General features: G+C 65.6%; 27 protein-coding genes and 1 riboswitch. Of the genes, 7 read left to right on the top strand and 20 right to left on the bottom strand.

Annotated features, from left to right (window positions below; translation table 11 throughout):
- Window positions 1-80: 80 nt before the first annotated feature.
- From JNL31_RS15800 to JNL31_RS15790, 3 genes are read right to left on the bottom strand one after another with little or no spacing between them, the layout of a single operon-like run.
- Window positions 81-941, bottom strand: coding sequence for a DMT family transporter (locus JNL31_RS15800; protein WP_294975249.1), 861 nt, complete (start codon window positions 939-941; stop codon window positions 81-83).
- Window positions 935-1,672, bottom strand: coding sequence for an N-acyl homoserine lactonase family protein (locus JNL31_RS15795; RefSeq protein WP_294975247.1), 738 nt, complete (start codon window positions 1,670-1,672; stop codon window positions 935-937). The genes JNL31_RS15800 and JNL31_RS15795 overlap by 7 nt, the downstream gene beginning before the upstream one ends.
- Window positions 1,669-2,667 carry a TraB/GumN family protein gene (locus JNL31_RS15790; RefSeq protein WP_294975244.1) on the bottom strand — a complete coding sequence of 333 codons (999 nt, stop codon included), beginning with the start codon at window positions 2,665-2,667 and terminating at the stop codon, window positions 1,669-1,671. The genes JNL31_RS15795 and JNL31_RS15790 overlap by 4 nt, the downstream gene beginning before the upstream one ends.
- Window positions 2,668-2,851: 184 nt before the next feature.
- Here JNL31_RS15790 and JNL31_RS15785 point away from each other — a divergent pair, with 184 nt between their 5' ends.
- Window positions 2,852-3,139, top strand: a complete 288-nt coding sequence (locus tag JNL31_RS15785) for a co-chaperone GroES (RefSeq protein ID WP_294975267.1) — start codon at window positions 2,852-2,854, stop codon at window positions 3,137-3,139.
- Window positions 3,140-3,198: 59 nt separating this feature from the next.
- Window positions 3,199-4,836 carry a chaperonin GroEL gene (groL, locus tag JNL31_RS15780; protein WP_294975241.1) on the top strand — a complete coding sequence of 546 codons (1,638 nt, stop codon included), beginning with the start codon at window positions 3,199-3,201 and terminating at the stop codon, window positions 4,834-4,836.
- A gap of 114 nt (window positions 4,837-4,950) precedes the next feature.
- Here groL and JNL31_RS15775 read toward each other — a convergent pair whose 3' ends face one another.
- From JNL31_RS15775 to JNL31_RS15760, 4 genes are all read right to left on the bottom strand, one after another.
- Window positions 4,951-5,433, bottom strand: coding sequence for a GNAT family N-acetyltransferase (locus tag JNL31_RS15775; protein WP_294975240.1), 483 nt, complete (start codon window positions 5,431-5,433; stop codon window positions 4,951-4,953).
- Window positions 5,420-5,920, bottom strand: coding sequence for a GreA/GreB family elongation factor (locus tag JNL31_RS15770; RefSeq protein WP_294975237.1), 501 nt, complete (start codon window positions 5,918-5,920; stop codon window positions 5,420-5,422). The genes JNL31_RS15775 and JNL31_RS15770 overlap by 14 nt, the downstream gene beginning before the upstream one ends.
- A complete protein-coding gene (locus tag JNL31_RS15765) occupies window positions 5,917-6,372 on the bottom strand; it encodes an NUDIX domain-containing protein (protein WP_294975234.1) in 456 nt (151 codons plus the stop codon). The genes JNL31_RS15770 and JNL31_RS15765 overlap by 4 nt, the downstream gene beginning before the upstream one ends.
- A gap of 74 nt (window positions 6,373-6,446) precedes the next feature.
- A complete protein-coding gene (locus tag JNL31_RS15760) occupies window positions 6,447-7,337 on the bottom strand; it encodes a DMT family transporter (RefSeq protein ID WP_294975231.1) in 891 nt (296 codons plus the stop codon).
- A 65-nt stretch (window positions 7,338-7,402) separates the two neighbouring features.
- Window positions 7,403-7,531: riboswitch (FMN riboswitch) on the bottom strand.
- Between the two features lie 183 nt (window positions 7,532-7,714).
- On the opposite strand from JNL31_RS15760, the gene JNL31_RS15755 reads away from it, so the two are divergent.
- Window positions 7,715-8,464, top strand: a complete 750-nt coding sequence (locus tag JNL31_RS15755) for an alpha/beta fold hydrolase (protein ID WP_294975229.1) — start codon at window positions 7,715-7,717, stop codon at window positions 8,462-8,464.
- On the opposite strand, the gene JNL31_RS15750 is transcribed toward JNL31_RS15755, so the two are convergent.
- The 4 genes from JNL31_RS15750 to JNL31_RS15735 all read right to left on the bottom strand — a co-directional run bounded on the left by JNL31_RS15750 (window position 8,400) and on the right by JNL31_RS15735 (window position 10,850).
- Window positions 8,400-8,876, bottom strand: coding sequence for a low affinity iron permease family protein (locus tag JNL31_RS15750; RefSeq protein WP_294975226.1), 477 nt, complete (start codon window positions 8,874-8,876; stop codon window positions 8,400-8,402). The two genes, JNL31_RS15755 and JNL31_RS15750, sit on opposite strands and share 65 nt — an antisense overlap.
- A 160-nt stretch (window positions 8,877-9,036) precedes the next feature.
- Complete coding sequence (locus tag JNL31_RS15745) at window positions 9,037-10,101, bottom strand: 5-(carboxyamino)imidazole ribonucleotide synthase (protein WP_294975223.1); 1,065 nt, start codon at window positions 10,099-10,101, stop codon at window positions 9,037-9,039.
- A complete protein-coding gene (gene purE / locus JNL31_RS15740; RefSeq protein WP_294975220.1) occupies window positions 10,094-10,573 on the bottom strand; it encodes a 5-(carboxyamino)imidazole ribonucleotide mutase in 480 nt (159 codons plus the stop codon). Before purE ends, JNL31_RS15745 begins: the two co-directional genes overlap by 8 nt.
- Window positions 10,574-10,631: 58 nt before the next feature.
- A complete protein-coding gene (locus JNL31_RS15735; RefSeq protein ID WP_294975217.1) occupies window positions 10,632-10,850 on the bottom strand; it encodes a DUF465 domain-containing protein in 219 nt (72 codons plus the stop codon).
- A 210-nt stretch (window positions 10,851-11,060) separates the two neighbouring features.
- Between JNL31_RS15735 and JNL31_RS15730 the strand changes: the two genes are divergently transcribed.
- The 3 genes from JNL31_RS15730 to JNL31_RS15720 all read left to right on the top strand — a co-directional run bounded on the left by JNL31_RS15730 (window position 11,061) and on the right by JNL31_RS15720 (window position 12,289).
- Entirely contained in the window at window positions 11,061-11,501 is a 441-nt protein-coding gene (locus JNL31_RS15730; protein WP_294975214.1) for an Hsp20 family protein, read from the top strand.
- Complete coding sequence (locus tag JNL31_RS15725; RefSeq protein WP_294975211.1) at window positions 11,498-11,725, top strand: DUF1150 family protein; 228 nt, start codon at window positions 11,498-11,500, stop codon at window positions 11,723-11,725. The genes JNL31_RS15730 and JNL31_RS15725 overlap by 4 nt, the downstream gene beginning before the upstream one ends.
- Before the next feature lie 90 nt (window positions 11,726-11,815).
- Window positions 11,816-12,289, top strand: coding sequence for a cytochrome b/b6 domain-containing protein (locus JNL31_RS15720; RefSeq protein ID WP_294975209.1), 474 nt, complete (start codon window positions 11,816-11,818; stop codon window positions 12,287-12,289).
- 57 nt (window positions 12,290-12,346) lie between these two features.
- On the opposite strand, the gene JNL31_RS15715 is transcribed toward JNL31_RS15720, so the two are convergent.
- Window positions 12,347-14,053, bottom strand: coding sequence for a bifunctional sulfate adenylyltransferase/adenylylsulfate kinase (locus JNL31_RS15715; protein ID WP_294975207.1), 1,707 nt, complete (start codon window positions 14,051-14,053; stop codon window positions 12,347-12,349).
- A 297-nt stretch (window positions 14,054-14,350) separates the two neighbouring features.
- On the opposite strand from JNL31_RS15715, the gene JNL31_RS15710 reads away from it, so the two are divergent.
- The gene (locus JNL31_RS15710; protein ID WP_294975204.1) at window positions 14,351-14,737 is read left to right on the top strand and encodes a GFA family protein; all 387 of its coding nucleotides are present in this window, start codon (window positions 14,351-14,353) and stop codon (window positions 14,735-14,737) included.
- Window positions 14,738-14,744: 7 nt separating this feature from the next.
- Here the strand turns inward: JNL31_RS15710 and JNL31_RS15705 are convergent, their stop codons facing one another.
- The 8 genes from JNL31_RS15705 to istA all read right to left on the bottom strand — a co-directional run bounded on the left by JNL31_RS15705 (window position 14,745) and on the right by istA (window position 23,336).
- Window positions 14,745-15,224, bottom strand: coding sequence for an RNA pyrophosphohydrolase (locus tag JNL31_RS15705; protein WP_294975201.1), 480 nt, complete (start codon window positions 15,222-15,224; stop codon window positions 14,745-14,747).
- Between the two features lie 10 nt (window positions 15,225-15,234).
- The gene (locus JNL31_RS15700) at window positions 15,235-16,587 is read right to left on the bottom strand and encodes a S41 family peptidase (protein WP_294975198.1); all 1,353 of its coding nucleotides are present in this window, start codon (window positions 16,585-16,587) and stop codon (window positions 15,235-15,237) included.
- A 5-nt stretch (window positions 16,588-16,592) separates the two neighbouring features.
- Window positions 16,593-17,708: a peptidoglycan DD-metalloendopeptidase family protein gene (locus tag JNL31_RS15695; protein WP_294975195.1), complete on the bottom strand. Its 1,116-nt coding sequence runs from the start codon at window positions 17,706-17,708 to the stop codon at window positions 16,593-16,595.
- Window positions 17,705-19,225 carry a 2,3-bisphosphoglycerate-independent phosphoglycerate mutase gene (gene gpmI, locus JNL31_RS15690; protein ID WP_294975193.1) on the bottom strand — a complete coding sequence of 507 codons (1,521 nt, stop codon included), beginning with the start codon at window positions 19,223-19,225 and terminating at the stop codon, window positions 17,705-17,707. The genes JNL31_RS15695 and gpmI overlap by 4 nt, the downstream gene beginning before the upstream one ends.
- 66 nt (window positions 19,226-19,291) lie before the next feature.
- A complete protein-coding gene (locus JNL31_RS15685) occupies window positions 19,292-20,182 on the bottom strand; it encodes a DMT family transporter (RefSeq protein WP_294975190.1) in 891 nt (296 codons plus the stop codon).
- A gap of 295 nt (window positions 20,183-20,477) precedes the next feature.
- A complete protein-coding gene (locus tag JNL31_RS15680; protein ID WP_294975265.1) occupies window positions 20,478-20,963 on the bottom strand; it encodes a YgjP-like metallopeptidase domain-containing protein in 486 nt (161 codons plus the stop codon).
- 56 nt (window positions 20,964-21,019) lie between these two features.
- Entirely contained in the window at window positions 21,020-21,814 is a 795-nt protein-coding gene (gene istB, locus JNL31_RS15675) for an IS21-like element helper ATPase IstB (protein WP_294975187.1), read from the bottom strand.
- Entirely contained in the window at window positions 21,804-23,336 is a 1,533-nt protein-coding gene (istA, locus tag JNL31_RS15670) for an IS21 family transposase (protein ID WP_294975263.1), read from the bottom strand. The genes istB and istA overlap by 11 nt, the downstream gene beginning before the upstream one ends.
- Between the last annotated feature and the right edge of the window lie 176 nt (window positions 23,337-23,512).

Raw genomic sequence — 23,512 nt, 5'->3', positions numbered from 1 at the left:
GGGGTGCCCTTGCAAGATTTCGAAATTTTCGCGCGCGGTATAGGCCGGTGCGCACGGATTGTCACGCGGGCGGTTCGGTGTCAGCGCTGCACCGGGTGGCGCGCGGTCCAGAGGATGTGGCCGATGGACGCTGCCATGACCATGGCCCCGCCGATCAGGGTGGGGGTGGTCGGGGTTTCATGGAACACCAGCCAGACCCAGACCGGCGTCAGCGCGGTTTCCAGCGCGCCGATCAGCGCGGTTTCTACCGGGGTCGTATGGCGCGAGCCGAGGACGAAAAGCGCGAAGCCGAGGGTGGAGTTGATCAGGCCGAAACCCGCCATCAGCAGAAGGTTCGGCGCATCGAGGCCCGCGAGGCTGGCGAAGGGCAGCATGGCCAGCGGCGCCAAGACGGCGGACAGCGTCCCCGCGGCAAGGGTCGGGGTCTCGGGCGTGCCACGCGCGATCAGGATCAGCGCGGCCATGGCCAGCACCATGCCGAAGGCCATCAGGTCGCCGATCAGGGTGCCGTCACCGCCGAGGCCAACCATGACCATCGCCCCGACGAGGGCCAGCGCGGCGGCAAGGATTCCGGCGCGGCCGGGCGGTTCCTTCAGCAGCCACCAGCCGAGGAAGGCGGCGACGAAGGGCAGCGTGGCGTAGATGATCGCGACATGGGCGATGGAGGTTGCCTTCAGCGAGCCCACGAAGAGAAGCATCCCGAGGCCGGACGACAGAGAATAGGCCCAGCCTGCCCAGCCAAGGCGGCGGAAGTCGCGGAACCCTTCGGCTCCCTTCAGCCACCAGAGGGTGAGGAAGAGGCCCGCCGCGCCGGCCAGCCCGCGCCAGAGGATCACCGTGGGGGTGTCGAGCGGGATGGCGCGGGCGAACAGGCCCGAGGTGCTCCAGGCGAGGGTGGCGCCGAGGAGCAGCAGGATTCCATGGCGGTGGGCGTCTACCATGCTTGCGGAGCTTTGGGCAGGATTGGCCATTGCACGGGTTCGTGGCCGTAGATCAGGAGCGCATCGGGTGGGGCGATGGAGAGAAGGCGGTCGGCGGAGGTCCTTGCGGTGGCCGGATCGTCTGCATCGGCGAAGTTCTCGGCGGGTTCCGAGGCGCGGTTGATCGCATCGGCGGCAAGGATCGCGCTGCGCCCGTCCGGCAGGGTGAGAAGGGCCGACAGATGGCCCGCGGTGTGGCCGGGAGTGGGGATCAGGGTCAGGCCTTCGCAAACGGGGGTGTCAGCGTCGATCAGGTGGTAGGTGGCATCGGGCCAATCCATCGGGCGGGCGGTGCCAAAGTAGAGAGGCCGCGGCTCGGCGCGTTCGCGGGCGGTCATGACGATGGGGGCTTCGGCGAAGAGGGGAAGCGAGCCGACGTGGTCGATGTGGCTGTGCGACAGGATCACAAGGTCGATGTCCTGCGGCTTCAGGCCCAGAAGGTCGAGCGCGCCTTCAGCAGTCTGATTTCGATGGAAGTTCAGCAGGCGACCGAAGCGGGGCAGGCCGTCCTTCGCGGGACGGTCGGGATCGGCCAGGTAGTCCGGCGGGAAGCCGGTATCGAACAGGATGTTCACGCCCCGGTCGGTCTGCATCAGGAAGCCGGGGATGCCGATGACACGCTCGCCGCCCCGAACCTCGAACAGGCCAAGGTCGAGGATGTAGAGCCGCGCCAGTCTGCCCGGAAGGATCACAGTTTCAGTTCTTCGATGGTGAAGCCCTGTCCCTGCAACAGGTTCAGCACCCCGTCCTGCCCCGACAGATGCAGCGCGCCGAAGGCCGCGAAGACCGGACCCTTGGCGGCGGCCTCGGTCAGCACCGGGATCCAGGCGCGGTTGCGCGAGGCGGCGACGATCTCTTCCATCCGGGCGAATTCGGCATCGACCTGCTCATGGGTGTAGCCCGGCAGGTCATAGCTGATGAACCGCATCAGCTCCCATGCCGCGCGGCTTTCCCCGGCGAAATAGCTGTCGACGAGGGTGGTGAAATAATCCTCGCCCTGCGGTTCGATGGCGAGGGTGGAGACCAGCATTTCGGTCAGCTCGGCCTCGGTCAGGCTGCCGAAGATCCTGAACAGCGTATCGTAGGGTTCCAGCGACTGCACGGGCACCCGGGCCTCTTCGGCGACCTTGATGACCAGGCGGTCGAGGCCCTCGGGTTCCCCCTTCATCTCCAGCATCGCGCAAGGCGGGATCGAGAGCAGCGTCAGAACATACCAGGGCTTGAACTTCGCGGTCATGAAGGCCGGGATGCCGCGCGCCGACATCGCCTCGGACAGCTCTTTCCAGACGTCCGGCGGTAGCTGCTGGTTCAGGGTCGGGCCTTCGGTGATCACCATCGTCCCCGGGTCCTTGGCGATCTGCGATTTCAGCTGTTTCTCGGCCTCGGGCGAGGCTTCGACCAGGACGGTGGTCGCCCCGGTGATCGCGGGCATCAGCGCGGCGAGGTTGGCGGCGTGGCGGGGATCGTCGAAGTGATAGGTCCCGGCCAGGGTGATGATCTGATCCCCCTTGGTCGCGCGCCAGAAATTGCCCCGTGCGAAGGGCACCGCGTCGGCGGCGGCCTGAACCTCGGCCCGGCGGGCGGGGTCCATCGTGTCGAACAGGTTCTGCCCGACACATTCGGCGGCCAGGGGCGCTGCGGCGAGAAAGCCAAGCGCGAAAGAGAGTGCGGCGAACAGACGGGACATGCGGGCAATCACCATTGGGCAGTTCGGCGCGCATCGTGGCACCGCTTGGGCAAAAGGCAATGCGAAAAGCCGGGGACCGGGTGTTGACTCAAGGACGCTCATCGCCTACCTCAAGCCGCGTTATCACTCGGATGGCCTGAGTGCTAATCAAGATCAAACCTGGAAACTCAAGGGAGTACCCCAGATGGCTTTCAAACCGCTGCATGACCGCGTTCTGGTCAAGCGTATCCAGTCCGACGAAAAGACCAAGGGCGGGCTGATCATCCCCGACACCGCCAAGGAAAAGCCCGCTGAAGGCGAAATCGTCTCGGTCGGCGAAGGCGCCCGCAAGGACTCGGGCGAGCTGATCGCGCCGTCGGTCAAGGCGGGCGACCGCATTCTATTCGGCAAATGGTCGGGCACCGAAGTGACGCTCAACGGCGAAGAGCTGCTGATCATGAAGGAAAGCGACATCCTCGGGATCATTTCCTGACGGATGGTGGGTTGACACCCACCCTACGCTTTCCGTAACCCATTCTAGGAGCTATAAAAATGGCTGCAAAAGACGTCAAGTTCGACACCGACGCCCGCGACCGGATGCTGCGCGGCGTGAACATCCTCGCCGACGCCGTCAAAGTCACCTTGGGGCCCAAAGGCCGCAACGTGGTGATCGACAAGTCGTTCGGTTCGCCCCGGATCACCAAGGATGGCGTCACCGTCGCCAAGGAAATCGAGCTGGCCGACAAGTTCGAGAACATGGGCGCGCAGATGGTGAAGGAAGTCGCTTCCCGCACCAATGACGAAGCCGGTGACGGCACCACCACCGCGACCGTGCTGGCGCAAGCCATCATCAAGGAAGGCCTGAAGGCCGTCGCCGCCGGGATGAACCCGATGGACCTGAAGCGCGGCATCGACCTGGCGACCCACAACGTCGTCGCGGCGATCAAGGCGATGGCCCGCCCGGTGAAGGACAGCGCCGAAGTTGCCCAGGTCGGCACCATCTCGGCCAACGGCGAGGTCGAAATCGGCCGCCAGATCGCGGAAGCGATGCAGAAGGTCGGCAACGAGGGCGTGATCACCGTCGAGGAGAACAAGGGCCTGGAGACGGAAACCACCGTCGTCGAAGGCATGCAGTTCGACCGCGGCTACCTGTCGCCCTACTTCGTCACCAATGCCGACAAGATGATCGCCGAGCTGGAAGACGCCTACATCCTGCTGCACGAAAAGAAACTGTCGTCGCTGCAACCGATGGTTCCGCTGCTGGAGGCTGTCATCCAGTCGCAGCGCCCGCTGATCATCGTCGCCGAAGACGTCGAAGGCGAGGCTCTGGCCACGCTGGTCGTCAACAAGCTGCGTGGTGGCCTCAAGATCGCTGCCGTCAAGGCTCCGGGCTTCGGCGACCGTCGCAAGGCCATGCTGCAGGACATCGCGATCCTGACCGGCGGCCAGGTGATTTCCGATGACCTCGGGATGAAGCTGGAGAACGTCGGGCTCGACATGCTCGGCCGGGCGAAGAAGGTCATCATCAAGAAGGATGACACGACCGTCATCGACGGCGCTGGCGACAAGGCGGAAATCGAAGCCCGCGTCGGCCAGATCCGGGCGCAGATCGAAGAAACCACCTCCGACTACGACCGCGAGAAGCTGCAGGAACGTGTGGCGAAACTGGCGGGCGGCGTTGCGGTGATCCGCGTCGGCGGCATGACCGAAGTCGAAGTGAAAGAGCGCAAGGACCGCGTCGATGACGCCCTGAACGCGACCCGCGCGGCCGTGCAGGAAGGCGTGATCGTCGGTGGCGGCGTGGCGCTGGTTCAGGCGGCCAAGGGCCTCGACAAGGTGAAGGGCGCGAACAGCGACCAGGAAGCCGGGATCCAGATCGTCCGCCGCGCGCTGGAAGCTCCGCTGCGCCAGATCGCCGAGAACGCCGGTGTCGACGGGGCTGTCGTCGCGGGCAAGATCCGCGAGTCGAACGACGCGACCTTCGGCTTCAACGCCCAGACCGAAGAATATGGTGACATGTTCAAGTTCGGCGTGATCGACCCGGCGAAAGTGACCCGTACCGCGCTGGAAGATGCGGCCTCGGTCGCTTCGCTGCTGATCACCACCGAAGCGATGATCGCCGACCGTCCCGAGCCGAAAGCTGCCCCGGCAATGCCGGGCGGCGGCGGCATGGGCGGGATGGATTTCTGATCCATCCGGTCAACGGATACGGAAAGGGCGGCCTTCGGGTCGCCCTTTCTTTTTGCCGGTTGCGACCCGCCACCCCCCCTCCCCACCGGGGGGAGAGGCGCATTGGACCACGGGTCAGAGCGGCTTGACCATCCGTTCGATCCAGTGGCCGGTGATCTTGTCCTGCCCGCGCTTGCCCGTGGCCTTGAAGCCTTCCCGCTCCCAGAACGCCCGCCCGCGGGGGTTGGCGTCGAGCACGGCAAGGTAAAGCCGCGGGGCGTGGCGTTTGCGGGCGAGAGTTTCGGCATGGGCAAGGAAGGTTCGCCCGTGGCCCGCGCCCTGCGCCCAGGGGCCGAGGAGCATCAGGCCAAGGTAGGCGTCTCCCGGTTCCGGAAAGCCGTGGGAAAGTTCGGCCACTCCCGAAAGCCGCTGGCGCAGGAAGAAGCCAAGCCGGTCGCTTTGCGTGGGATCGCAGTTCGGCGGGGCGTCGGTGAAGAACTCCTGAGACTGATGTTCAGGGTCGACCCGACCTTCTGCCAGCAGCCAATAGTCGGGCGCCTCGCGGTAGAACTGTGCGACCAGTGCGGTTTCGGTGGGAAACAACTCACGGATCAGCATGGGTGATCCAGACGACTTCCAGCTCTACCGCCCCGGCGGGCCGCTTCCATGTCACCACATCGCCCACCTGCGCGCCCAGGAGTGCGCGGGCGAGAGGTGAATGCGGGGCGATGCGGTGGCGGGTGGCGTCGGCCTCGTCCTCGCCCGTGATTTCGTAGGTGGTCTCGTTGCCCACCTCGTCGGCGACGGTGACGGCAAGGCCGAACGCAACTTCGCTCAGGTCATGGGTGGCGGGGTCGATCACGACGGCGGCCTTCAGCCGCGCCTCCAGCCAGCGCAGGTCGCGTTCGGCGGCGGCTTCGGGCAGCTTGTCCAGCCGGTCGGGGCGGGCCTTGAGCGCGGCAAGGTCGGACTGCCGCCCGGCGATGCGTGTGTGCAGGGTGGCAAGGCCGCGCGGGGTGACGATGTTCGGGCCAGGCGGAACGGGAAGCTCGGGCAGGTCGGGGCGGTCGTTCCCGGCATCCTCGTTGACGAAAGCGCGGCTCATTTCAGGATCACTTCCAGCGGGTCATAGTGGGCGGCCCCGGTGCCCCATGCAGCGTCGGGCAGGCTGTCGGGCTTGAATCGGACATGGCCGGAGGCAAGCTCGACGCGCGAGAAGAAACGGCGGTCCGTTACCACGCCTTCGGGGTCTTCCCAGGCATCGTCGAGGTCGCTTTCGGCCAGCGTGCAGCGGAAGAAGACGTCGACCTGGTGGAACCCGGTCTCGGGGTCGTGGAATTCGTTGACAAGCGCGGGCGGGCCGACGGCGATGGTCAGGCCCGTCTCCTCATGCACTTCGCGGGTCAGGTTTTCGGGCAGCGACTGGCCGGCCTCGCATCCGCCGCCAGGGGCGCACCAGAGGCCAAGGCGGGCGCCGGGATAGGCGTTGACCAGAAGCAGCCGATCCTCATGCAGGATCAGCGCGCGGACGGCGAGGCGGGGCTTCATCTTGGCCATGGTGCAAGGCTTGGGTGTTGCGCTGCGCTTTGTCCAGAGCATTGCCCCTCCGCACCGGGCGGAGGGGCCAAGGGTCATGCCGCGGCGGGCCTCAGCGTGGCTCCCTGTCGTTCCGACCACAGAAGCCAGCCGGAGGCGGCAAGGATCATCGCGACGCCCAGCCAGAGCGGGCCTTCGGGCAGATAGCCGAAGACCAGCCAGCCGACCGCGACATTCGACAGAAGCTTGATGTCGTCGAAGGGCTGGACGAAGGCCGCATCGGCCGCAGAATAGGCCAGCGTCAGCAGATGCTGCGCCAGGAAGACCAGCGCCCCGCCGGCCAGCAGCCAGACCAGCACCATGCCGGTCGGCCATTCGAACCCGGCATGCAGCGAGATTGCGCCGTTGATCGGGGTCAGAAGGACCAGAAGCCAGAGCGTCACCGTCTCGGGCCGTTCGGTCGTGGTCAGGCTTTTGGTCATCAGCGAAGCGGCAGCCCAGAGAAGAGCGGCGGCCACCGGATAAAGCGCGGCAGGGGCGAAGCCCGTCTCCCACGGGCGGAGGAGGACCATGGCCCCGGCAAAGCCAAGTGCGGCGGCACCCCAGCGCCCTGGGCCGACCCGTTCGCCGAGGAAAAGGGCGGCGCCCAGCATCACGAAGAAGGGCGAGGTCATGACAAGCGCGATCACCTGCCAGATCGGCGTGCCATGGGCCAGCGCCATGACGAAGGCCTGCACGCCGAGCGCCGAGACCACGACCCGCGCCAGGTGCAGGCCGGGACGGTCGGTCTTCAGTCCCCGCAGCCCCTGGCGGCGCAGGAAGGGCAGGGCCAGCACAAGCGCGATGGCATATTGCCAGAAGCTGTCGGATTGCGGGCGAAAGCCCAGTTGACTGGTGACGATCTGCGTCAGCGCATTGGCCAGCGCGAAGCAGAGCCCCGCGCCGACCATCATGGCTGCACCGCGGAGGGGGAATGACTGACTCATGGCGTCTCCTTCCAGGACCCGAGCAGTCAGGGGAAAACGCGTCCACCCGCGGGGCGCGGGAGGACCATCGCTCTCTTCCATCCGGCCTGTCACCGTCGGCCCCGGAGTTCCACCGGATCTGCTGACCCCCGTTGCCGGGGCGCTCGCGGGCTGTCACCGCCGGTGGGGAATTGCACCCCGCCCTGAGAACGCCGGAAAAGCCCGGCCGCGAAGGGGTAGCAGGGCAGGGGCGGGTGGAGCAAGCGCATTGCACGCAGGGCAGCCGTGCGGAATTGCGTCGTCGACGGCGGGAGGGCATGCGTGACGCCACGTCGATTTGGATCCACGGCGGGAAATCCGGGCTTGATCGGGGAACGCGCGCGCGGGACAGTCGCCCCATGTGGCTGACCGGACCCTTCGCCCGCTACCTGCCCGCCCCCGCGACCGAGGAAGGCGCGGGCGTGGCCGATGCGGTGGTCCTTCTGCATGGCCTCGCGCGGACCGATGCCTCGCTGGCACCGATGGCGCTGGCGCTGAAGGCGGCGGGGTTCCGGGTGTTGAACTGGTCCTACCCCTCGACCAAGGCCCCGCCCGAGGAACTGGCGGCAGAGGTCGGGCAGGCGGTGGCGAAGGTCCAGCCCGGGCGGGTGCATTTCGTGACGCATTCGATGGGCGGCATCCTCTTGCGCGACTGGCTGGCGCGGCACCGTCCGGCGCAGATGGGCCGCGTGGTGATGCTCGCGCCGCCGAACCATGGGTCGGAACTGGTGGACCGCTTGGGCGACAACCCGGTGTTCCACATGGTCAACGGCAAGGCGGGCAAGACGCTGGGCACCGGGCCCGACAGCTGGCCGAACAGCCTGCCGCCCGCCGACTATCCGCTGGGGGTGATCGCGGGGACACGGTCGCTGAACCCGGTCTGGAACGCCATGCTGCCGGGTCCGAACGACGGCAAGGTGACGGTGGAAAGCACCAGGCTTGACGGCATGGCCGAACATCTGGTGCTGCCGGTCACGCATACCTTCATGATGGTCAACCCGGTGGTTATCCGTCAGGTTCTGGCCTTTCTGAAAGAGGGCCGGTTCAACCCTTCGCTGACGCTGGCTTCCGTCGTGAAAGCGACTTTTCAGGCGGTGCAGTCCGGCTGACGACCTCGGGCGTGCCGGTGTCGGGGCGGCCCTTCTGCAACTGCTCGCGCCCCATGGCGGCCAGCGCCTCGTACTGGCAGACGAAGGCGGCGAGCTCCTTCTCCTCCAGCTCCTCCAGGTCGAGAAGCGACAGATGCGCGCCCTTGGTGGCGCGGATCAGCTCGTCCAGCTTCAGCTGCATGGCGACGGTGTCGCGGTTCTGGGTGTTCTGGATCAGGAAGACCATCAGGAAGGTGATGATCGTGGTGCCGGTGTTGATCACCAGCTGCCAGGTGTCGGAGTAGTCGAAGATCGGCCCGGTGATCAGCCAGACGACGATCAGCCCGACGGCCAACAGGAAGGTGACGGGGCGGCCCGACAGCTGGGCGATCCAGCGGGCGGCATGGGTGTAGATCGAGGCGTGGTCGGACATGGGGCACCTTGGTTCGGACGGACCGATGGCCAAGGTAACTCACTTCCCGGGAAAAGGTGCCCTGATCTGGGTCAGATCGCCGCGACCTGCTTGTCGATGACTTCGTTCTTCCTCGCGGGGGCGCATCCGACGAGAAGACGAAGTCGCGACGCGGGAGGGGTCAGGTTCGGACCACCCGATTCGCATGCCCCATCTTGCGGCCCGGACGGGGCGCGCCCTTGCCGTAAAGATGCACCGCCGTATCGCGGGCCATCAGAAGCTCGGGCACGCGCAGCACGTCTTCGCCGATCAGGTTCTCCATCACCACGTCGGCATAGCGGTTGCCGTCGCCGAGCGGCAGGCCCGCAACCGCGCGGATGTGCTGTTCGAACTGGTCCACCGTGCAGCCTTGTTGCGTCCAGTGGCCCGAGTTGTGCACACGGGGCGCGATCTCGTTCACCAGCAGGCCCTTGGCTGTGACGAACAGCTCCACCCCCATGACGCCGACATAGTCGAGCGCGTTCAGGATGCGGGCGGCGACCAGCACGGCATCGGCGCGTTGGGCAGGGGACAGACGGGCGGGGACGGTCGTCGTCCGCAGGATGCCGTCCCGGTGGATGTTCTCGCCGGGGTCGAAGCAGGCGACCGAGCCATCGAGGCCGCGGGCGGCGATGACGGAAACCTCGCGGTCGAAGGCGACGAAGCCTTCCAGCACCGAGGCCGCGTTGTTCATGGATGCCCAGGCGGCTGGGATTTCCGCCGCGTCGTCCAGCTTGACCTGGCCCTTGCCGTCATAGCCGAGGCGGGTGGTCTTCAGGATCGCGGGCAGGCCAAGGCTGTCGGCGGCAGCGCGCAGATCGACTTCGGAGTTGACGGCGGCCCAGGGGGCAGTTTGCAGGCCGAGGTCATTCAGGAAGCGCTTCTCACTGATCCGGTCCTGGCTGATCGCCAGCGCCCTGCGGTTCGGACGGATCGGTTTCAGGCTTTCGAGGAGGTCCAGCGCCGAGGTGGGGACGTTCTCGAATTCGTAGGTGATGACATCGACCGAAGCCGCGAAGGCGCGAAGCGCGGCCTCGTCCTCATAAGGCGCGGTGGTGACGGTCAGCGCCACGTCGCCGGCCGGTGCGGCGCCGGGTTCGTAGATGTGACAGCGGTAGCCCAACCGGCTTGCGGCGACGGACAGCATCCGGCCAAGCTGGCCGCCGCCAAGGATGCCGATGGCGGCGCCTTGGGGGAGTTCAGTCATCCTTCGGCTCCTCCGGGATCGAGGCTGAGAGCGCCTCGCGCCAGGCATCCAGCTTTGCGGCGACAGCGGTGTCCGACACCGCCAATATCGCCGCCGCCATCAGCCCCGCATTGGCGGCTCCGCCGATGGCCATGGTGGCGACGGGGTAGCCCTTGGGCATCTGGAGGATGGAATAGAGCGAATCAACTCCCGACAGCGCCTTCGTCTGCACTGGCACGCCGATCACAGGGACACGTGTCTTCGAGGCCATCATGCCGGGCAGATGCGCCGCGCCGCCCGCGCCTGCGATGATCACCTTCAACCCGCGCGAAACGGCGGTCTTGCCATAGTCCCACAGCCGGTCAGGGGTGCGGTGGGCGCTGACGATCTTCGCCTCATAGGCGATGCCCAGTTCATCCAGGATTTCGGCGGCAGCCTTCATCGTCGGCCAGTCGCTTTGCGACCCCATGATGATTCCGACGTGAACGGCCATGCGCGCCTCCGAGCTTGCTATGGGCGCGATTACCGTGGCGCGGGCCAAGGGGCAAGCGTCAGGCGATGATGTCGGGGATCAGCATGTCCTCAATCTTCACGATCTGGTCTTTCAGCGCCAGCTTCTGTTTCTTCAGGCGGCGCAGCGTCAGCGCGTCGGGACGACCGGTTTCTTCCAGCGCGTGAATCGCCTGGTCAAGGTCGCGGTGTTCGCGACGCAGGACTTCAAGTCTGATGCCCAGCATCTCGACATGATTGAGTTCGGTGGGGGCGTTCATGATGGACGAATCGATTCCTGCCTTTCCGACAGGATATAGGAAAGCACCTGCGTTGCGGGAAGCTTTCTGCGCAAATTCGCGCGGAAATGGCAGGTTCTGCCCCGGTTCCCGGCCTTGCGGGGCGGTTCTTCGGGCCCCATATTGAAGCCATGCGGTGCCTGAATGCGGGGCCGCTAAGACCGAACCGTCGCTTATGCCAAGGACTGTCCGATGACGAAACTGAGCTTTGGGGCCCATCCCTATCTTCTGGGGTTCGAGCAGCTGGAACGGCTGGTCGAGCGCACCGCGAAATCCGGGGCCGAGGGCTACCCTCCGTTCAACATCGAGGCGGTGGCGGAAAACGCCTACCGGATCACGCTGGCGGTCGCGGGCTTCCGCGAGGAGGACCTGTCGATCACCGTCGAGGACCGGCAGCTTGTCGTGCGGGGCCGTCAGGGCGATGACGTGGGAGAGCGGGTGTTCCTGCATCGCGGCATCGCCTCGCGCGCGTTCCAGCGCAGCTTCGTGCTGGCCGACGGGGTCGAGGTCGCGGGGGCCACGATGGAGAACGGGCTTCTGCACGTCGACCTGCGCCGCCAGGTGCCGGACACCGTGGTGCAGACGATCAGGATCGGTCGCAAGGATGCCAGCCAGAAAGGGGGCAACACATGAACACGCCATTCAACGGACTGCCGCAGGGCGCGGACCGGATCGTCTATGTCCGCGAAATCGCGGTGGGCGACCTGCCGGACGAGGTGCGCGAGCAGATCGGCGAAGCACAGGTGATCTGGTCGGTGCATGGCGCCGATGGCCGCCAGCTGGCGCTGGTCGCCGACCGCAAGCTTGCCTTCCACCTGGCGCGCGAGCACGACTTCACCCCGGTAAGCGTCCACTGATTTCGACATCGGCAGCCGCTGCTGACTGGCCTTGCCCGACGGAACCGCTACGCTGAGGCGTAGGTGTATGGTTCCTTAGAGGAGGTCGTCGTGAAAACCACAACCGGATATTCGGGCGTGCAGATCGCCCTGCATTGGCTGGTCGCCATCCTGATCGTTATCGCCTGGTTCACCGGCGAAGGCGGGAAACACGCGATGGACACGGTCGAGAAGGGCGGTGCCGCGGGGTTCGTGCCGCATGTCGCGCTGGGCCTGTCGATCCTGGCGCTGGTTCTGGTCCGGCTTCTGGTGCGGTTCGGGCGGGGTGCGCCTGCTGCTCCGGGATCCCCGGGCAGTCTTTCCGTGATCGCCGCCGATTGGGGCCACCGGCTGATCTACCTTCTGATGATCGCCGTGCCGCTGGGCGGGGTCTGCACCTTCTTCCTGGGTCTCGACGTGGGCGACTTTCACGAGTTGGGGGCGAATGTGCTGATGATTGTCATTCTGGGCCACGCGCTGATGGCGCTCTACCACCAGTATGTGCTGAAGGACGGCCTGCTGGGCCGGATTATGCGGGCGGAGTGATCAGGAATGAAGAAGGCCGCGCCTCAAGGGGCGCGGCCTTTCGCTTCCTGTCCGAAATCAAGCCCTGATCAGGCCCATCTGTTCCAGCTTCAACAGGACCTGGTGCGCGCAGTGGTCGACATCGACATTCTCGGTGTCCACCACCAGTTCGGCATTGGTCGGGGCCTCGTAGGGGTCCGAGATCCCGGTGAATTCCTTGATCTTGCCCTCGCGCGCCAGCTTGTACAGGCCCTTGCGGTCACGGCGTTCGCATTCCTCGATACTGGTGGCCACATGGGTTTCCACGAAAGCGCCATAGGCTTCGATCATCTCCCGCACCGCCCGCCGGGTCGCGGTGTACGGGGCAATGGGCGCGCAGATCGCGATGCCGCCGTTCTTGGTGATCTCGCTGGCGACATAGCCGATGCGCTTGATGTTCAGGTCGCGGTGCTCCTTCGAGAACCCCAGCTCCGACGACAGGTGTTTCCGCACCACGTCGCCGTCCAGAAGCGTCACCGGGCGCCCGCCCATCTCCATCAGCTTGACCATCAGCGCGTTGGCGATGGTGGACTTGCCTGACCCTGACAGTCCGGTGAAGAACACGGTGAAGCCCTGCTTCGACCGCGCGGGGCTGGTCTTGCGGAGTTCGTTGACCACCTCGGGGAACGAGAACCATTCCGGGATGTCCAACCCTTCGCGCAGACGGCGACGGAGTTCGGTGCCGGAGATGTCGAGGACGGTCGAGCCTTCCGGGATCTCGTTCGCCGGGAAATATTGCGCCTTTTCCTGCACATAGACCATGTGTTTGAAATCGACCATCTCGACGCCGATTTCGGCCTGGTGCTTGCCGAACAGTTCCTGCGCCGCGTAGGGACCGTAGAAATCCTTGCCCTGGCTGTTCTTGCCCGGGCCGGCGTGGTCGCGGCCGACGATCATGTGGGTGCAGCCGTGGTTGCGGCGGATGATGCCGTGCCACACCGCCTCGCGCGGGCCGGCCATGCGCATGGCGAGATTGAGGAGGCTGAGCGCCGTCGTCTGCGCCGGATACTTGTCCAGCACCGCCTCATAGCAGCGGACGCGGGTGAAATGGTCGACGTCGCCCGGCTTGGTCATGCCGACGACCGGGTGGATGAGGAGGTTCGCTTCCGCCTCGCGCGCGGCGCGGAAGGTCAGTTCCTGGTGCGCACGATGCAGCGGGTTGCGGGTCTGGAAGGCGACGATCTTGCGCCAGCCCAGCTTGCGGAACAGGGCGCGAAGCTCGTTCGGGGTGTCGCGGCGGGCCTTGAAGTCATAGTGGACAGGCTGCTGGATGCCGATCACCGGGCCGCCGAGGTAGACCTTGCCCGCCACGTTGTGCAGGTAGTTCACCGACGGATGGGCGAGGTCATCGGCGCCGAAGACGCCTTCGGCCTCGACCGACTTGTCAGGGCTCCATTTGTCGCTGATCGACAGGATCGCAAGGATCACGCCTTCCTGGTCGCGCAGCGCGATGTCCTGTCCCGGCTCGACCTTGTCGGCGAAGGCCTCCGAGACATCCAGCGTGATCGGCATCGGCCAGAGCGTGCCATCCGCCGTGCGCATGTTGGCGACCACGCCGTCATAGTCGGCCTGGCTCATGAAGCCTTTCAGCGGATGGAACCCGCCGTTCATCAGGAGTTCAAGGTCGCAGATCTGCCGCTGGGTGAGGTCCCATGACGGCAGTTGCGCCGCCTCGCCCTTCAGTTTCTGCGCAGAGTCATAGGAGACGTAGAGTTCCGGGATTGGGGCGTGGTTCGGCAGTGACATGGGGCAAGACCTTTCAGGAGAGCAGGATACCCCTGCCAGTTGCGCGGGTCCGTAGCCCGAGCGGGGGGCCGGTTTCAAGCGGATGCGGGGGATTCACGCAAGATAAGGCGGAAATGTTGCGCTGCTTGCCGGGCGTGGACCGGGGTTCTGCGTTGCAGCATGATCCGGGGTGAAAATTCCGTTCCGCTTCCGCCCTTGCGGTAAGCGCGGGAAAGCATTCCGCCGGGGCCGCCGCAACAGGGGCCTTGTCAAGGGCGCTTTCCCGGGTCCCAATACTGCCTGATCAGGGAGGCTGCGATGATCCCACCTTTCACCGGTCGCTGCCTCTGCAGGACCGTGACTTACCGCTGCGAAGCCGCTCCGCTGTGGCAGGGGCATTGCCATTGCGAAAGCTGCCGCCGGGCGACCGCCTCGCCCTTCACTTCCTTTCTGGGGGTTCGCAACGGCACCTGGTCCTGGACCGGGCAGGCGCCCGCCACCTTCAACTCCTCGCCCGGCACCTGGCGCGACTTCTGCCCGCACTGCGGGACGCAGATGGCCTATCGCAGCACGCGCTGGCCGGACGAGATGCATTTCTACGCGGCGACCCTCGACGACCCGCTGGCTTACCAACCGACAGCGCATTTCCATTCGGTCGAGCAACTGCCCTGGGTGCATCTGAGCGACGGGTTGCCGCTGAAGTGATGCGCTATCAGGCCAGGTAGGCGCGGAAGCTGCGGATGACTTCCTCGTAGACCGCGCGCTTGAAGGGGACGATGCTGGCCACCATCTCGTCGGCCAGGATCCAGCGCCAGGTGGAAAACTCCGGATGATCGGTCGCGATCTTCACGTCGCTGTCGACCCCCTTGAAGCGGAACAGGAACCATTTCTGCTTTTGGCCCCGGTATTTCCCGCCCCAGACCTTGCCCAGCAATTCCGGCGGCAGGTCGTACGTCACCCAGCCATGCGTCTTGCCGATAAACTCCACCTTGTCGCGGGTGACGCCGGTTTCCTCCCACAACTCGCGGTAGGCGGCCTCGCGCGGCTTTTCGCCCTCGTCGATTCCGCCCTGCGGCATCTGCCACGCGGGAGCGGGGTTGTCGATCCGCTGCCCGGCGAAAACCATGCCGCGCGCATCGATCAACACGACGCCCGCGCAGGGCCGGTAGGGCAGGGTCTCGGGGTCGATCATCGCCGGGCGATCACTTCTCGACTTCCGGGGCGATGGCGGTCAGCCCCTTGATGATGTCGACGGCATAGGCGAGCTGGTAGTCCTCGTCCCGAAGCTTGGCCGATTCCTCCGCGCGCTGCTGCTCTTCCTGATACAGCCGCTTTTCCTCGTCCGTCATCGAATCGTTGCTGATCGCCCCGCGCAGGTCGGCCTCGGACCGCTCCTTCATCGCGGCCGATTTCTCCTCCTCGGGCGCGTTCGGGTCCACCGGCTTGACCTCGGGCTGCTGCACCACGATGTCGGGCGAGATGCCAAGCGCCTGGATCGACCGGCCCGAGGGTGTGTAGTAGCGCGCCGTGGTCAATCGCATGGCGCCATCTCCCCGCAGTGGGATCAGCGTTTGGACCGAGCCCTTGCCGAAGCTCTTGGTGCCGACCACGATGGCGCGGCGATGGTCCTGCAAGGCCCCCGCCACGATTTCCGAGGCCGAGGCGGACCCCCCGTTGATCAGCAGCACGATGGGCTTGCCGTTGATCAGGTCGCCCGCTTCGGCATTGTAGCGTTCGCCGCTGCCCGCTGCCCGACCCCGGGTCGAGACGATCTCACCCTTGTCCAGGAAGGCGTCCGAGACGCTGATCGCCTCGTTCAGAAGGCCGCCGGGGTTGTTGCGCAGGTCGACGACCACGCCCTCGAGGTTATCGAGCCCGCCCAGTTCCTTGATCCCCTTGTCCAGCTCTTCCTTCATGCCGCTGGTGGTCTGGTCGTTGAAGGTGGTGATGCGCAGGACCACGGTCTTGCCGACGACACGGCCCTTCACCGCGGTCAACTTGATCGTGTCGCGGATGATCGACACGTCAAAGGGCTCGGGCGTGCCTTCGCGCACCACGGTGATGATGATTTCCGACCCGATCGGGCCGCGCATCTTTTCCACCGCCTCGTCCAGCATCAGGCCCGACACCGGCTCACCGTTGACATGGGTGATGAAATCGCCCGCCTGGATCCCGGCCTTGGCGGCGGGGGTGCCGTCCATCGGCGAGATGACCTTGATGAAGCCTTCCTCCTGCGTCACCTCGATCCCGAGGCCCCCGAACTCGCCCCGGGTCTGCACCTGCATGTCCTCGAAGTCCTTTGCGGAGAGATAGCTGGAATGCGGGTCAAGCGAAGTGAGCATCCCGTTGATCGCGGCGGTGATCAGCTTGTCGGTCGGGACTTCCTCGACATACTGGCTGCGGACGCGCTCGAAGATGTCGCCGAAAAGGTCCAGCTGTTCGTAGACCGAGCTTTCCTGCACCGCCTCCTGCGCGACGAGGGGGCCGGCGATCTGCGTGGTCGCGATGACCCCGGCGACGGTTCCAGCCAGGGCGGCCATCACATGCTTCTTCATCCTCGTCAGTCTCCTGTGCGGGCCAGGCCAGCGAACCAGTCCATCGGGTCCACGGGCAAGGCGCCCTGTCTGAGTTCCATATAAAGCGTTTCCGTGTCGCGCCCGCCAGACCCATCTGGTGACCCCGCCACGAATTCCGCCGTCGCTTGCCGGGGTCCTCCCATCAGGCCCAGCGGCGCCTCGGCGGCGACCACCTCTCCCACTTCGCCATACAGCGTTTCCATCCCGGCGAGCACCAGGAGATAGCCGTCGCCGGGCTCAAGGATCATCACATTTCCGTAGTCGAGGAGCGGGCCCCGGTAGCGGATGGTGGCAGGCCAGGGCGCCGTGACCAGCGCCCGTGCCTGCGTCGCCAGCGTCACACCGGGGCGGCGCACTCCGGCGGCGTCGGCCTCGTCCGGCAGGCGCAGCACCGTGCCGAGGACCGGCAGAGGCAGGCGGCCCTTTTCGCCCGCAAAGCTGGTGTCGGCTTCGGTGTCGGGCGACAGGCCGGCGGCAAAGGCATCCAGCGTGTCGGCGCTGTCCAGAAGGCCCTTCAGCACCTCCGGGTCCTCGGTGAAGCGCTTCGGCAGGTCGGTGCGGTCGGATATGGCCTTCGAGAGTTCCGTGCGCGCCGTTTGCGCGGTGGCAAGGCCGCGCTCCAGCACCTCGCCTGCGGAAAGCTGCAAGGCGCGCAGGTCGGCCAGTTCCTGCAACTGGGACTTCAGTGCCAGCGCCTCGGACTGGAGCGCGGGTGTCACATCGGCCAGGATCATCCCAGACCGCGCCGAGCCGACCGCGCCTTCGGGATGGAGGAGAAGGAGCGGGCCGGGGTTTGCCTCCATCGTGGCCAGAATGCCCAGGAGCCGCCCGATCCCGTCGCGCTTGGCGTCGAAGGCGCGGGTCAGGGTCGCCTCGCGCAGCGCCGCCTCGCGCAGCGCGCCGCGCAGGGCGGCAAGTCCCGCCTCATAGGCGCGGATCGTCTGGGAAAGTGCCGTCACCCGGTCCCGCGCCTCGGTCGCGGCGTCCAATGCCGCGACGGCCTCCTGCAATTCGACCGATGCTTTTGTGGCCTGCTCGGCCACGGTCTCGGCCCGCAGGGGCAGGGCCAGCAGGCAGAGAAGGACGGTAGCGCGGATCATGCGATCAGGGTCTTGCCGGTCATTTCGGGCGGCTGGGGCAGGCCCATCAGTTGCAGAAGCGTCGGCGCAAGGTCGGCCAGCCTGCCATTGCGCAGGGTCGCGCCCGCCGGTCCACCGACCAGGATCACCGGCACCGGATTGACGGTATGCGCGGTGTGCGGCTCGCCGGTGACCGGATCGACCATCACCTCGCAATTGCCATGGTCCGCCGTCACGATCATCGCGCCGCCCTTCGCCGTCAGCGCCGCCAGCGCCCGGGTCAGGCCCCGGTCCACCGCCTCGCAGGCCTTGATCGCGGCGGGAAGACTGCCGGTATGCCCCACCATGTCGGGGTTGGCATAGTTGACTACGATCAGGTCATAGCCCTTTTCGATGGCCGCAACGAAATGGTCCGACACCTGATCCGCGCTCATTTCCGGTTGCAGGTCATAGGTCGCGACCTTGGGTGAGGGCGGCATGGCGCGGTCTTCGCCCGGATAGGGTTGTTCGCGCCCGCCGTTCAGGAAGAAGGTGACATGGGGGTATTTCTCGGTCTCGGCCAGCCGGAACTGGGTCAGACCATGGCTCGCCACCCATTCCCCCAGCGTGTTGACGATGGATCGTTTGGGGAAGACCGAGGTCATGTAGGCGTTGTGCGCATCCGAATAGTCGACCATCCCCAGACGCGCCACCAGCTTCGGGCGGGGGCCGGTGTCGAAGGCGGTGAAGCCCGGATCACCAATGGCGGCAAGGATTTCCCGCGCGCGGTCGGCGCGGAAGTTCAGGAAGAACAACCCGTCGCCGTCCTGCATCCCGGCATAACCGCCGATCACGGTGGCGGGCAGGAATTCGTCTGTCTTCTCTGCGGCATACCCGGCGGCGATGGCGTCCTGCGCCGTCGCCGCCCGCGCCACGCCCTTGCCTTGCACGATGGCGCGGTAAGCGTCGGCCACCCGTTCCCAGCGGTTGTCGCGATCCATGGCAAAGTAGCGCCCGGTGACGGTGGCGATGTGGACGCCCTTCGGTAGCGCGGCCTCGAAGGTCTTCACCTGTTCTGCGGCGGATTTCGGCGGCACGTCCCGACCGTCGGTGATGACATGGATCGCGACCTTCACGCCTTCCGCTGCAATCTCCCGCGCCGCCTCGATCATGTGGGCGCTGTGGGCATGGACCCCGCCCGGGGAGACCAGCCCCGCCAGATGCGCCGTCCCGCCCGAGCCTTGCAGCGCCGCGATGAAGGCCTTCAGCGCCGGTTCCGTGGCGAAGGTGCCCTGTTCGATTGCCAGGTCGATCTGGCCCAGGTCCATCGCCACCACCCGCCCCGCGCCGATGTTCGTATGCCCGACCTCGGAATTGCCCATCTGCCCGGTCGGCAGGCCCACGTCCGGCCCGAAGGTGGTCAACGTGGCATGGGGGCACGAGGCCCAGAGATGGTCGAAGGTCGGTACATGCGCCTGCGCCGGGGCGCTGGTCTTCGGATCCGGGCCGATGCCCCAGCCGTCAAGGATGCACAGGACGACGGGTTTCGGGGCGGGCATCGGTGGTCTCCGGTCTGGTTCCGCCCGGGGTTTTACGCCCTGCCGCCCGGCGGGGCAACCGCCGCCTCACGCCTGCCGCAGCGCTGCCTTCTCGCGCACCCGCTGGCGCCAGAGCGTGAAGATCCCCGCCGCCACCACGATCCCCGCGCCGATGGCGACGTTGAGCCGCAAGGTCTCGCCAAAGACATAAAGGCCGATGGCCGAGGCCCAGACGATCTGGAGATAGGCGAAGGGCTGGACGTCCGAGGCCTCGGCGACAGCCAGCGACTTGATCAACAGCCAGTGGCTGAGCGCCGCCGTGCAGCAGAGCACGCCCATCCAGCCCCAGTCGCCGGGGCTCATCCAGGTCCAGTGCATCAGGCCGAAGGGCGTCATCGCCACCGCGCCCACGACCCCGGTGTAGAAGAAGCTGACGTTCGCGCTGTCCTTGCGCGCGACATAGCGGGTCAAGAGCCCATATACGGCGAACATCGTGGCCGACAGCAGGGGCACCAGGGCCCAGGGGCTGAAGACCCCGAACCCCGGTTCAAGGATGATCAGGACGCCGACGAACCCCACCAGGATCGCCGACCAGCGCCGCCAGCCGACCTTCTCGCCCAGGATTGGCCCGGACAGCGCCGCGACCAGCAGCGGATAGCAGGTGAAGACCGCATGCGCCTCGATCAGCCCGAGCTTGACGAAGGCCACCAGCATGACCGCGATTTCGGCGACCAGGATCACCCCGCGCGAAAGCTGGACCCAGGGAAAGGCCGACCGCGCCGCCGCGGCAATGCCCCCGGGCGACCGGGCGGCCAACGCCATGGCGAAGAGGGCGAAGAACCAGAACCGCACCATCACCACCATGGTGACGTGATAATGCGACCCCAGATGCCGCGAGATCCCGTCCTGTACGGCAAAGACCAGCGTGGTCACGATCATCAGCCAGATGCCGAGTCTGGTGTTCTGCGGGGTGGTCATGCGGGCCTTTGCTCCGCCACTTGCCCTCGCGAAAGCGTTCTCCCGATCTGGCTCCGGCCGGATTTTTCCGTTGTTTTCGAGGGTTATGCGGGAGGGGCTTTGCACCGACGTCCTCGCCATAGCAGGCGGACACGTTCTCTTGAGCCCGACATTCTCCGGACCTCTCGACTGCGCGCATTCGGTGTAGAGCCCGTAACCAGAGGAAAACATTGGACCAACTCCTCGCGCCACCTGAACACTTCGACGCCGGTGGCGTTCGTGAGATGGAACAGAAATCGAACTCCTGCAGCGAGCTTCAATCCGACAGGGGAAGCGCGTTGAGGTCTGACCGGATTTGTCGCCACCCCGGCATGTTTCGATCGAGGGTGTTCAAGAAGAGCTCGTCGTGTCGCGGTGATACGAAATGGGCCATTTCATGCAGGATGACGTAGTCGAGGGCGGCCAGAGGCTTCTTCGCCAGGTCGAGGTTCAGCCACACCAGCCCCTTTTCGGGATTGCAGCTGCCCCATTTCGTCTTCATCAACCGGATGCCCCACCGCGGTGTCGGTACGCCCAGCTGTTCTGACCACTTGGCGATGCGGGGAACGGCCTTTTCCCGCAGCTGTGATCGGTACCACGTCGCCATCCAGCGTGCCTTCTGGTCGGGCGTTGAGCCTGCTGGCACCAACATCGTCACGCGATCCGAAGCGTCTGGACGGATTGCGCAGCGGTTCTTGCCGTTCGGCTGGACCAGAAGCCTTAGCCGCTTTCCAAAGACAAAATGGTGTGAATTTCCGCGCAGAACTGACCCGGGTTTTCCATCGAGAAGTGACCCACCTGAGGGTTATGTTCCGTGGTTCAGGCTTGGGTCAAGGGCTGGGTCGCCTCCTTCCTTTTGCGGGTAGCTACGGCTGAGCTTGCCTTGAAGCGGAAGCTGTCGTTGCCGGTTTCCAGGATGTGACATCGGTGGGTCAGCCGGTCGAGCAAGGCCGTGGTCATCTTGGCGTCGCCGAAGACGGTGGCCCATTCGCTGAAGCTCAGGTTGGTGGTGATGATGACGCTGGTGCGTTCGTAGAGCTTGCTCAAGAGGTGGAAGAGCAATGCGCCGCCTGATGTGCTGAACGGCAGGTAGCCCAACTCGTCCAGGATGACCAAGTCCAGCTTCGTCAGGCTTTCGGCGATCTGACCGGCCTTGCCCTTGGTCTTCTCCTGTTCCAGGGCGTTGACCAGCTCGATGGTCGAGAAGAAGCGGACCTTTCGGCGATGGTGCTCGATGGCCTGCACCCCGAGGGCCGTGGCGGCATGGGTCTTGCCGGTGCCCGGCCCGCCGATCAGCACGACGTTCTCGGCACCGTCCATGAACTCGCATCTGTGCAGCTGCCTCAGGGAGGCCTCGTTGATCTCGCTGGCGGCAAAGTCGAAGCCCGCGAGGTCCTTGTAGGCCGGGAAGCGTGCGGCCTTCATGTGATAGGCGATGGAGCGCACTTCGCGCTCGGCCATCTCGGCCTTCAGGAGCTGCGACAGCATGGGCACGGCGGTCTCGAAGGCTGGGGCGCCCTGTTCGGCCAGCTCGGTGACAGCTTGCGCCATGCCATACATCTTCAGGCTTCGGAGCATGATGACCACGGCCCCGGCGGCAGGATCATGACGCATGGCGATCTCCCTCGATCATGGCGCGCAGGCCGTCGTAACGGGCGACATTGGCCTTCGGCTCATGCTTCAGGATCAGCGCCTGTGGTGTGTCGAGTGGCGGGTCATCGATGGTCTTGCCGTCGACCAGCCGGTGGAGGAGGTTCAGCACATGCGTCTTTGTCGGCACGCCCGCTTCCAGGGCCATCTCCACGGCGGCAAGGACCGCCTGCTCGTCGTGATGCAGGACGAGGGCAAGGATGTCGACCATCTCGCGATCACCGCCAGGCTTGCGCAACATGTGATCCTGCAACTGTCGGAACGCCTTCGGTAATTCCGCAAACGGCGCACCATTCCGAAGCGCGCCGGGCTTGCGTTGAACGACCGCCAGATAATGCCGCCAGTCGTAGATCGTGCGCGCTGGCAGGTTATGGGAGCGCTGGATCAGCCGCGCATGCTCACACAATATCTGCCCTTCGGCGGCAACCACCAGCCGCTCTGGGTAAACCCGAAGGCTGACCGGACGATTGGCGAAAGACGCCGGAACGCTGTAGCGATTGCGGTCGAACGAGATCAGGCAGGTTGGCGACACGCGCTTGCTCTTCTCGACAAAGCCATCGAAGGCCGTCGGCAGTGGCATCAGCGCGGCCTGTTCTTCGGCCCAGACATGGGCGATCGTTCCGGGCAGAACGGCATGCGGGATCTCGCGCCAAAGTTCGAGGCAGCGTTGTTCCAGCCATGCGTTCAAGGCTCCCAGATCTGGAAAGCTCGGCGTCGGCAACCAAAGGCGTGGCCTGGCATCCTGGACGTTCTTCTCGACCTGGCCCTTCTCCCAGCCCGAAGCCGGATTACAGAACTGAGGCTCGAAGACATAGTGGTTCGTCATCGCCAGAAACCGGGCATTGACCTGCCGGTCCTTGCCCCGGCCGACGCGGTCCACGGCCGTCTTCATATTGTCGTAGATCCCGCGCCCCGGCACCCCGCCGAGAACACGAAACCCGTGCCAGTGGGCGTCGAACAGCATCTCATGGGTCTGAAGAAGATAGGCGCGGACCACGAATGCCCGGCTGTGCGCCAGCTTCATATGCGCGACCTGCAACTTGGTCCGCTCACCGCCCAGGATGGCAAAGTCCTCGCTCCAGTCGAACTGGAACGCCTCGCCGGGCCGGAAAGCCAGGGGAACAAAGGTGCCCCTGCCTGTCGTCTGCTGTTCACGCTGCCGGTTCACGCGCCATTCCCGCGCAAATGCAGCCACACGATTGTAAGACCCCGTGAAGCCGAGCGCGACAAGATCCGAATGCATCTGCTTCAAGGTCTTGCGCTGCTTGCGCGTCTTCGCGGCCTCGGACTTCAGCCATGCCGTCAGCTTGTCGGCGAAGGGGTCCAGCTTGCTCGAACGGTGCGAAATGGCGAACTTTGGCTCGACCGTGTCAGCCTTCAGGTGCTTCTTCACAGTGTTCCGCGACAAGCCCGTTCGTCTTGCAATCTCGTAGAACGACAGCTTCTCACGCAGCCGCATCCGTCGGATCAGGTTCAAAAGTTCCATGGTGATCACTCCAGTGCCCCCCGCCGCGCGCCGCCTTGGGGGAAGGGTCACATGGGTCAATTCTCAATGGAAATTCTGAGCCCAAATGGGTCAGTTCTGGGTGAAACTCAACACTTGCTGGGCTTCTGCGCGCTTGCCACCCTTTGTCAGATCGCCGCGCAGGCGACAGGCCTGCT

The organism is Tabrizicola sp., from assembly GCF_016792905.1.
Taxonomy (GTDB): Bacteria; Pseudomonadota; Alphaproteobacteria; order Rhodobacterales; family Rhodobacteraceae; genus Tabrizicola.
This window is presented reverse-complemented; position numbering and strand designations above follow the sequence as displayed.

Excerpts from the sequence above, each read along its gene's own strand:
- JNL31_RS15800 (WP_294975249.1), bottom strand. The coding sequence starts at position 941 with ATGGTAGACGCCCACCGCCATGGAATCCTGCTGCTCCTCGGCGCCACC.
- JNL31_RS15790 (WP_294975244.1), bottom strand. The coding sequence starts at position 2,667 with ATGTCCCGTCTGTTCGCCGCACTCTCTTTCGCGCTTGGCTTTCTCGCC.
- JNL31_RS15785 (WP_294975267.1), top strand. The coding sequence starts at position 2,852 with ATGGCTTTCAAACCGCTGCATGACCGCGTTCTGGTCAAGCGTATCCAG.
- groL (WP_294975241.1), top strand. The coding sequence starts at position 3,199 with ATGGCTGCAAAAGACGTCAAGTTCGACACCGACGCCCGCGACCGGATG.
- JNL31_RS15775 (WP_294975240.1), bottom strand. The coding sequence starts at position 5,433 with ATGCTGATCCGTGAGTTGTTTCCCACCGAAACCGCACTGGTCGCACAG.
- JNL31_RS15770 (WP_294975237.1), bottom strand. The coding sequence starts at position 5,920 with ATGAGCCGCGCTTTCGTCAACGAGGATGCCGGGAACGACCGCCCCGAC.
- JNL31_RS15765 (WP_294975234.1), bottom strand. The coding sequence starts at position 6,372 with ATGGCCAAGATGAAGCCCCGCCTCGCCGTCCGCGCGCTGATCCTGCAT.
- JNL31_RS15760 (WP_294975231.1), bottom strand. The coding sequence starts at position 7,337 with ATGAGTCAGTCATTCCCCCTCCGCGGTGCAGCCATGATGGTCGGCGCG.
- JNL31_RS15755 (WP_294975229.1), top strand. The coding sequence starts at position 7,715 with ATGTGGCTGACCGGACCCTTCGCCCGCTACCTGCCCGCCCCCGCGACC.
- JNL31_RS15750 (WP_294975226.1), bottom strand. The coding sequence starts at position 8,876 with ATGTCCGACCACGCCTCGATCTACACCCATGCCGCCCGCTGGATCGCC.
- JNL31_RS15745 (WP_294975223.1), bottom strand. The coding sequence starts at position 10,101 with ATGACTGAACTCCCCCAAGGCGCCGCCATCGGCATCCTTGGCGGCGGC.
- purE (WP_294975220.1), bottom strand. The coding sequence starts at position 10,573 with ATGGCCGTTCACGTCGGAATCATCATGGGGTCGCAAAGCGACTGGCCG.
- JNL31_RS15735 (WP_294975217.1), bottom strand. The coding sequence starts at position 10,850 with ATGAACGCCCCCACCGAACTCAATCATGTCGAGATGCTGGGCATCAGA.
- JNL31_RS15730 (WP_294975214.1), top strand. The coding sequence starts at position 11,061 with ATGACGAAACTGAGCTTTGGGGCCCATCCCTATCTTCTGGGGTTCGAG.
- JNL31_RS15725 (WP_294975211.1), top strand. The coding sequence starts at position 11,498 with ATGAACACGCCATTCAACGGACTGCCGCAGGGCGCGGACCGGATCGTC.
- JNL31_RS15715 (WP_294975207.1), bottom strand. The coding sequence starts at position 14,053 with ATGTCACTGCCGAACCACGCCCCAATCCCGGAACTCTACGTCTCCTAT.
- JNL31_RS15710 (WP_294975204.1), top strand. The coding sequence starts at position 14,351 with ATGATCCCACCTTTCACCGGTCGCTGCCTCTGCAGGACCGTGACTTAC.
- JNL31_RS15705 (WP_294975201.1), bottom strand. The coding sequence starts at position 15,224 with ATGATCGACCCCGAGACCCTGCCCTACCGGCCCTGCGCGGGCGTCGTG.
- JNL31_RS15700 (WP_294975198.1), bottom strand. The coding sequence starts at position 16,587 with ATGAAGAAGCATGTGATGGCCGCCCTGGCTGGAACCGTCGCCGGGGTC.
- JNL31_RS15695 (WP_294975195.1), bottom strand. The coding sequence starts at position 17,708 with ATGATCCGCGCTACCGTCCTTCTCTGCCTGCTGGCCCTGCCCCTGCGG.
- gpmI (WP_294975193.1), bottom strand. The coding sequence starts at position 19,225 with ATGCCCGCCCCGAAACCCGTCGTCCTGTGCATCCTTGACGGCTGGGGC.
- JNL31_RS15685 (WP_294975190.1), bottom strand. The coding sequence starts at position 20,182 with ATGACCACCCCGCAGAACACCAGACTCGGCATCTGGCTGATGATCGTG.
- istB (WP_294975187.1), bottom strand. The coding sequence starts at position 21,814 with ATGCGTCATGATCCTGCCGCCGGGGCCGTGGTCATCATGCTCCGAAGC.
- istA (WP_294975263.1), bottom strand. The coding sequence starts at position 23,336 with ATGGAACTTTTGAACCTGATCCGACGGATGCGGCTGCGTGAGAAGCTG.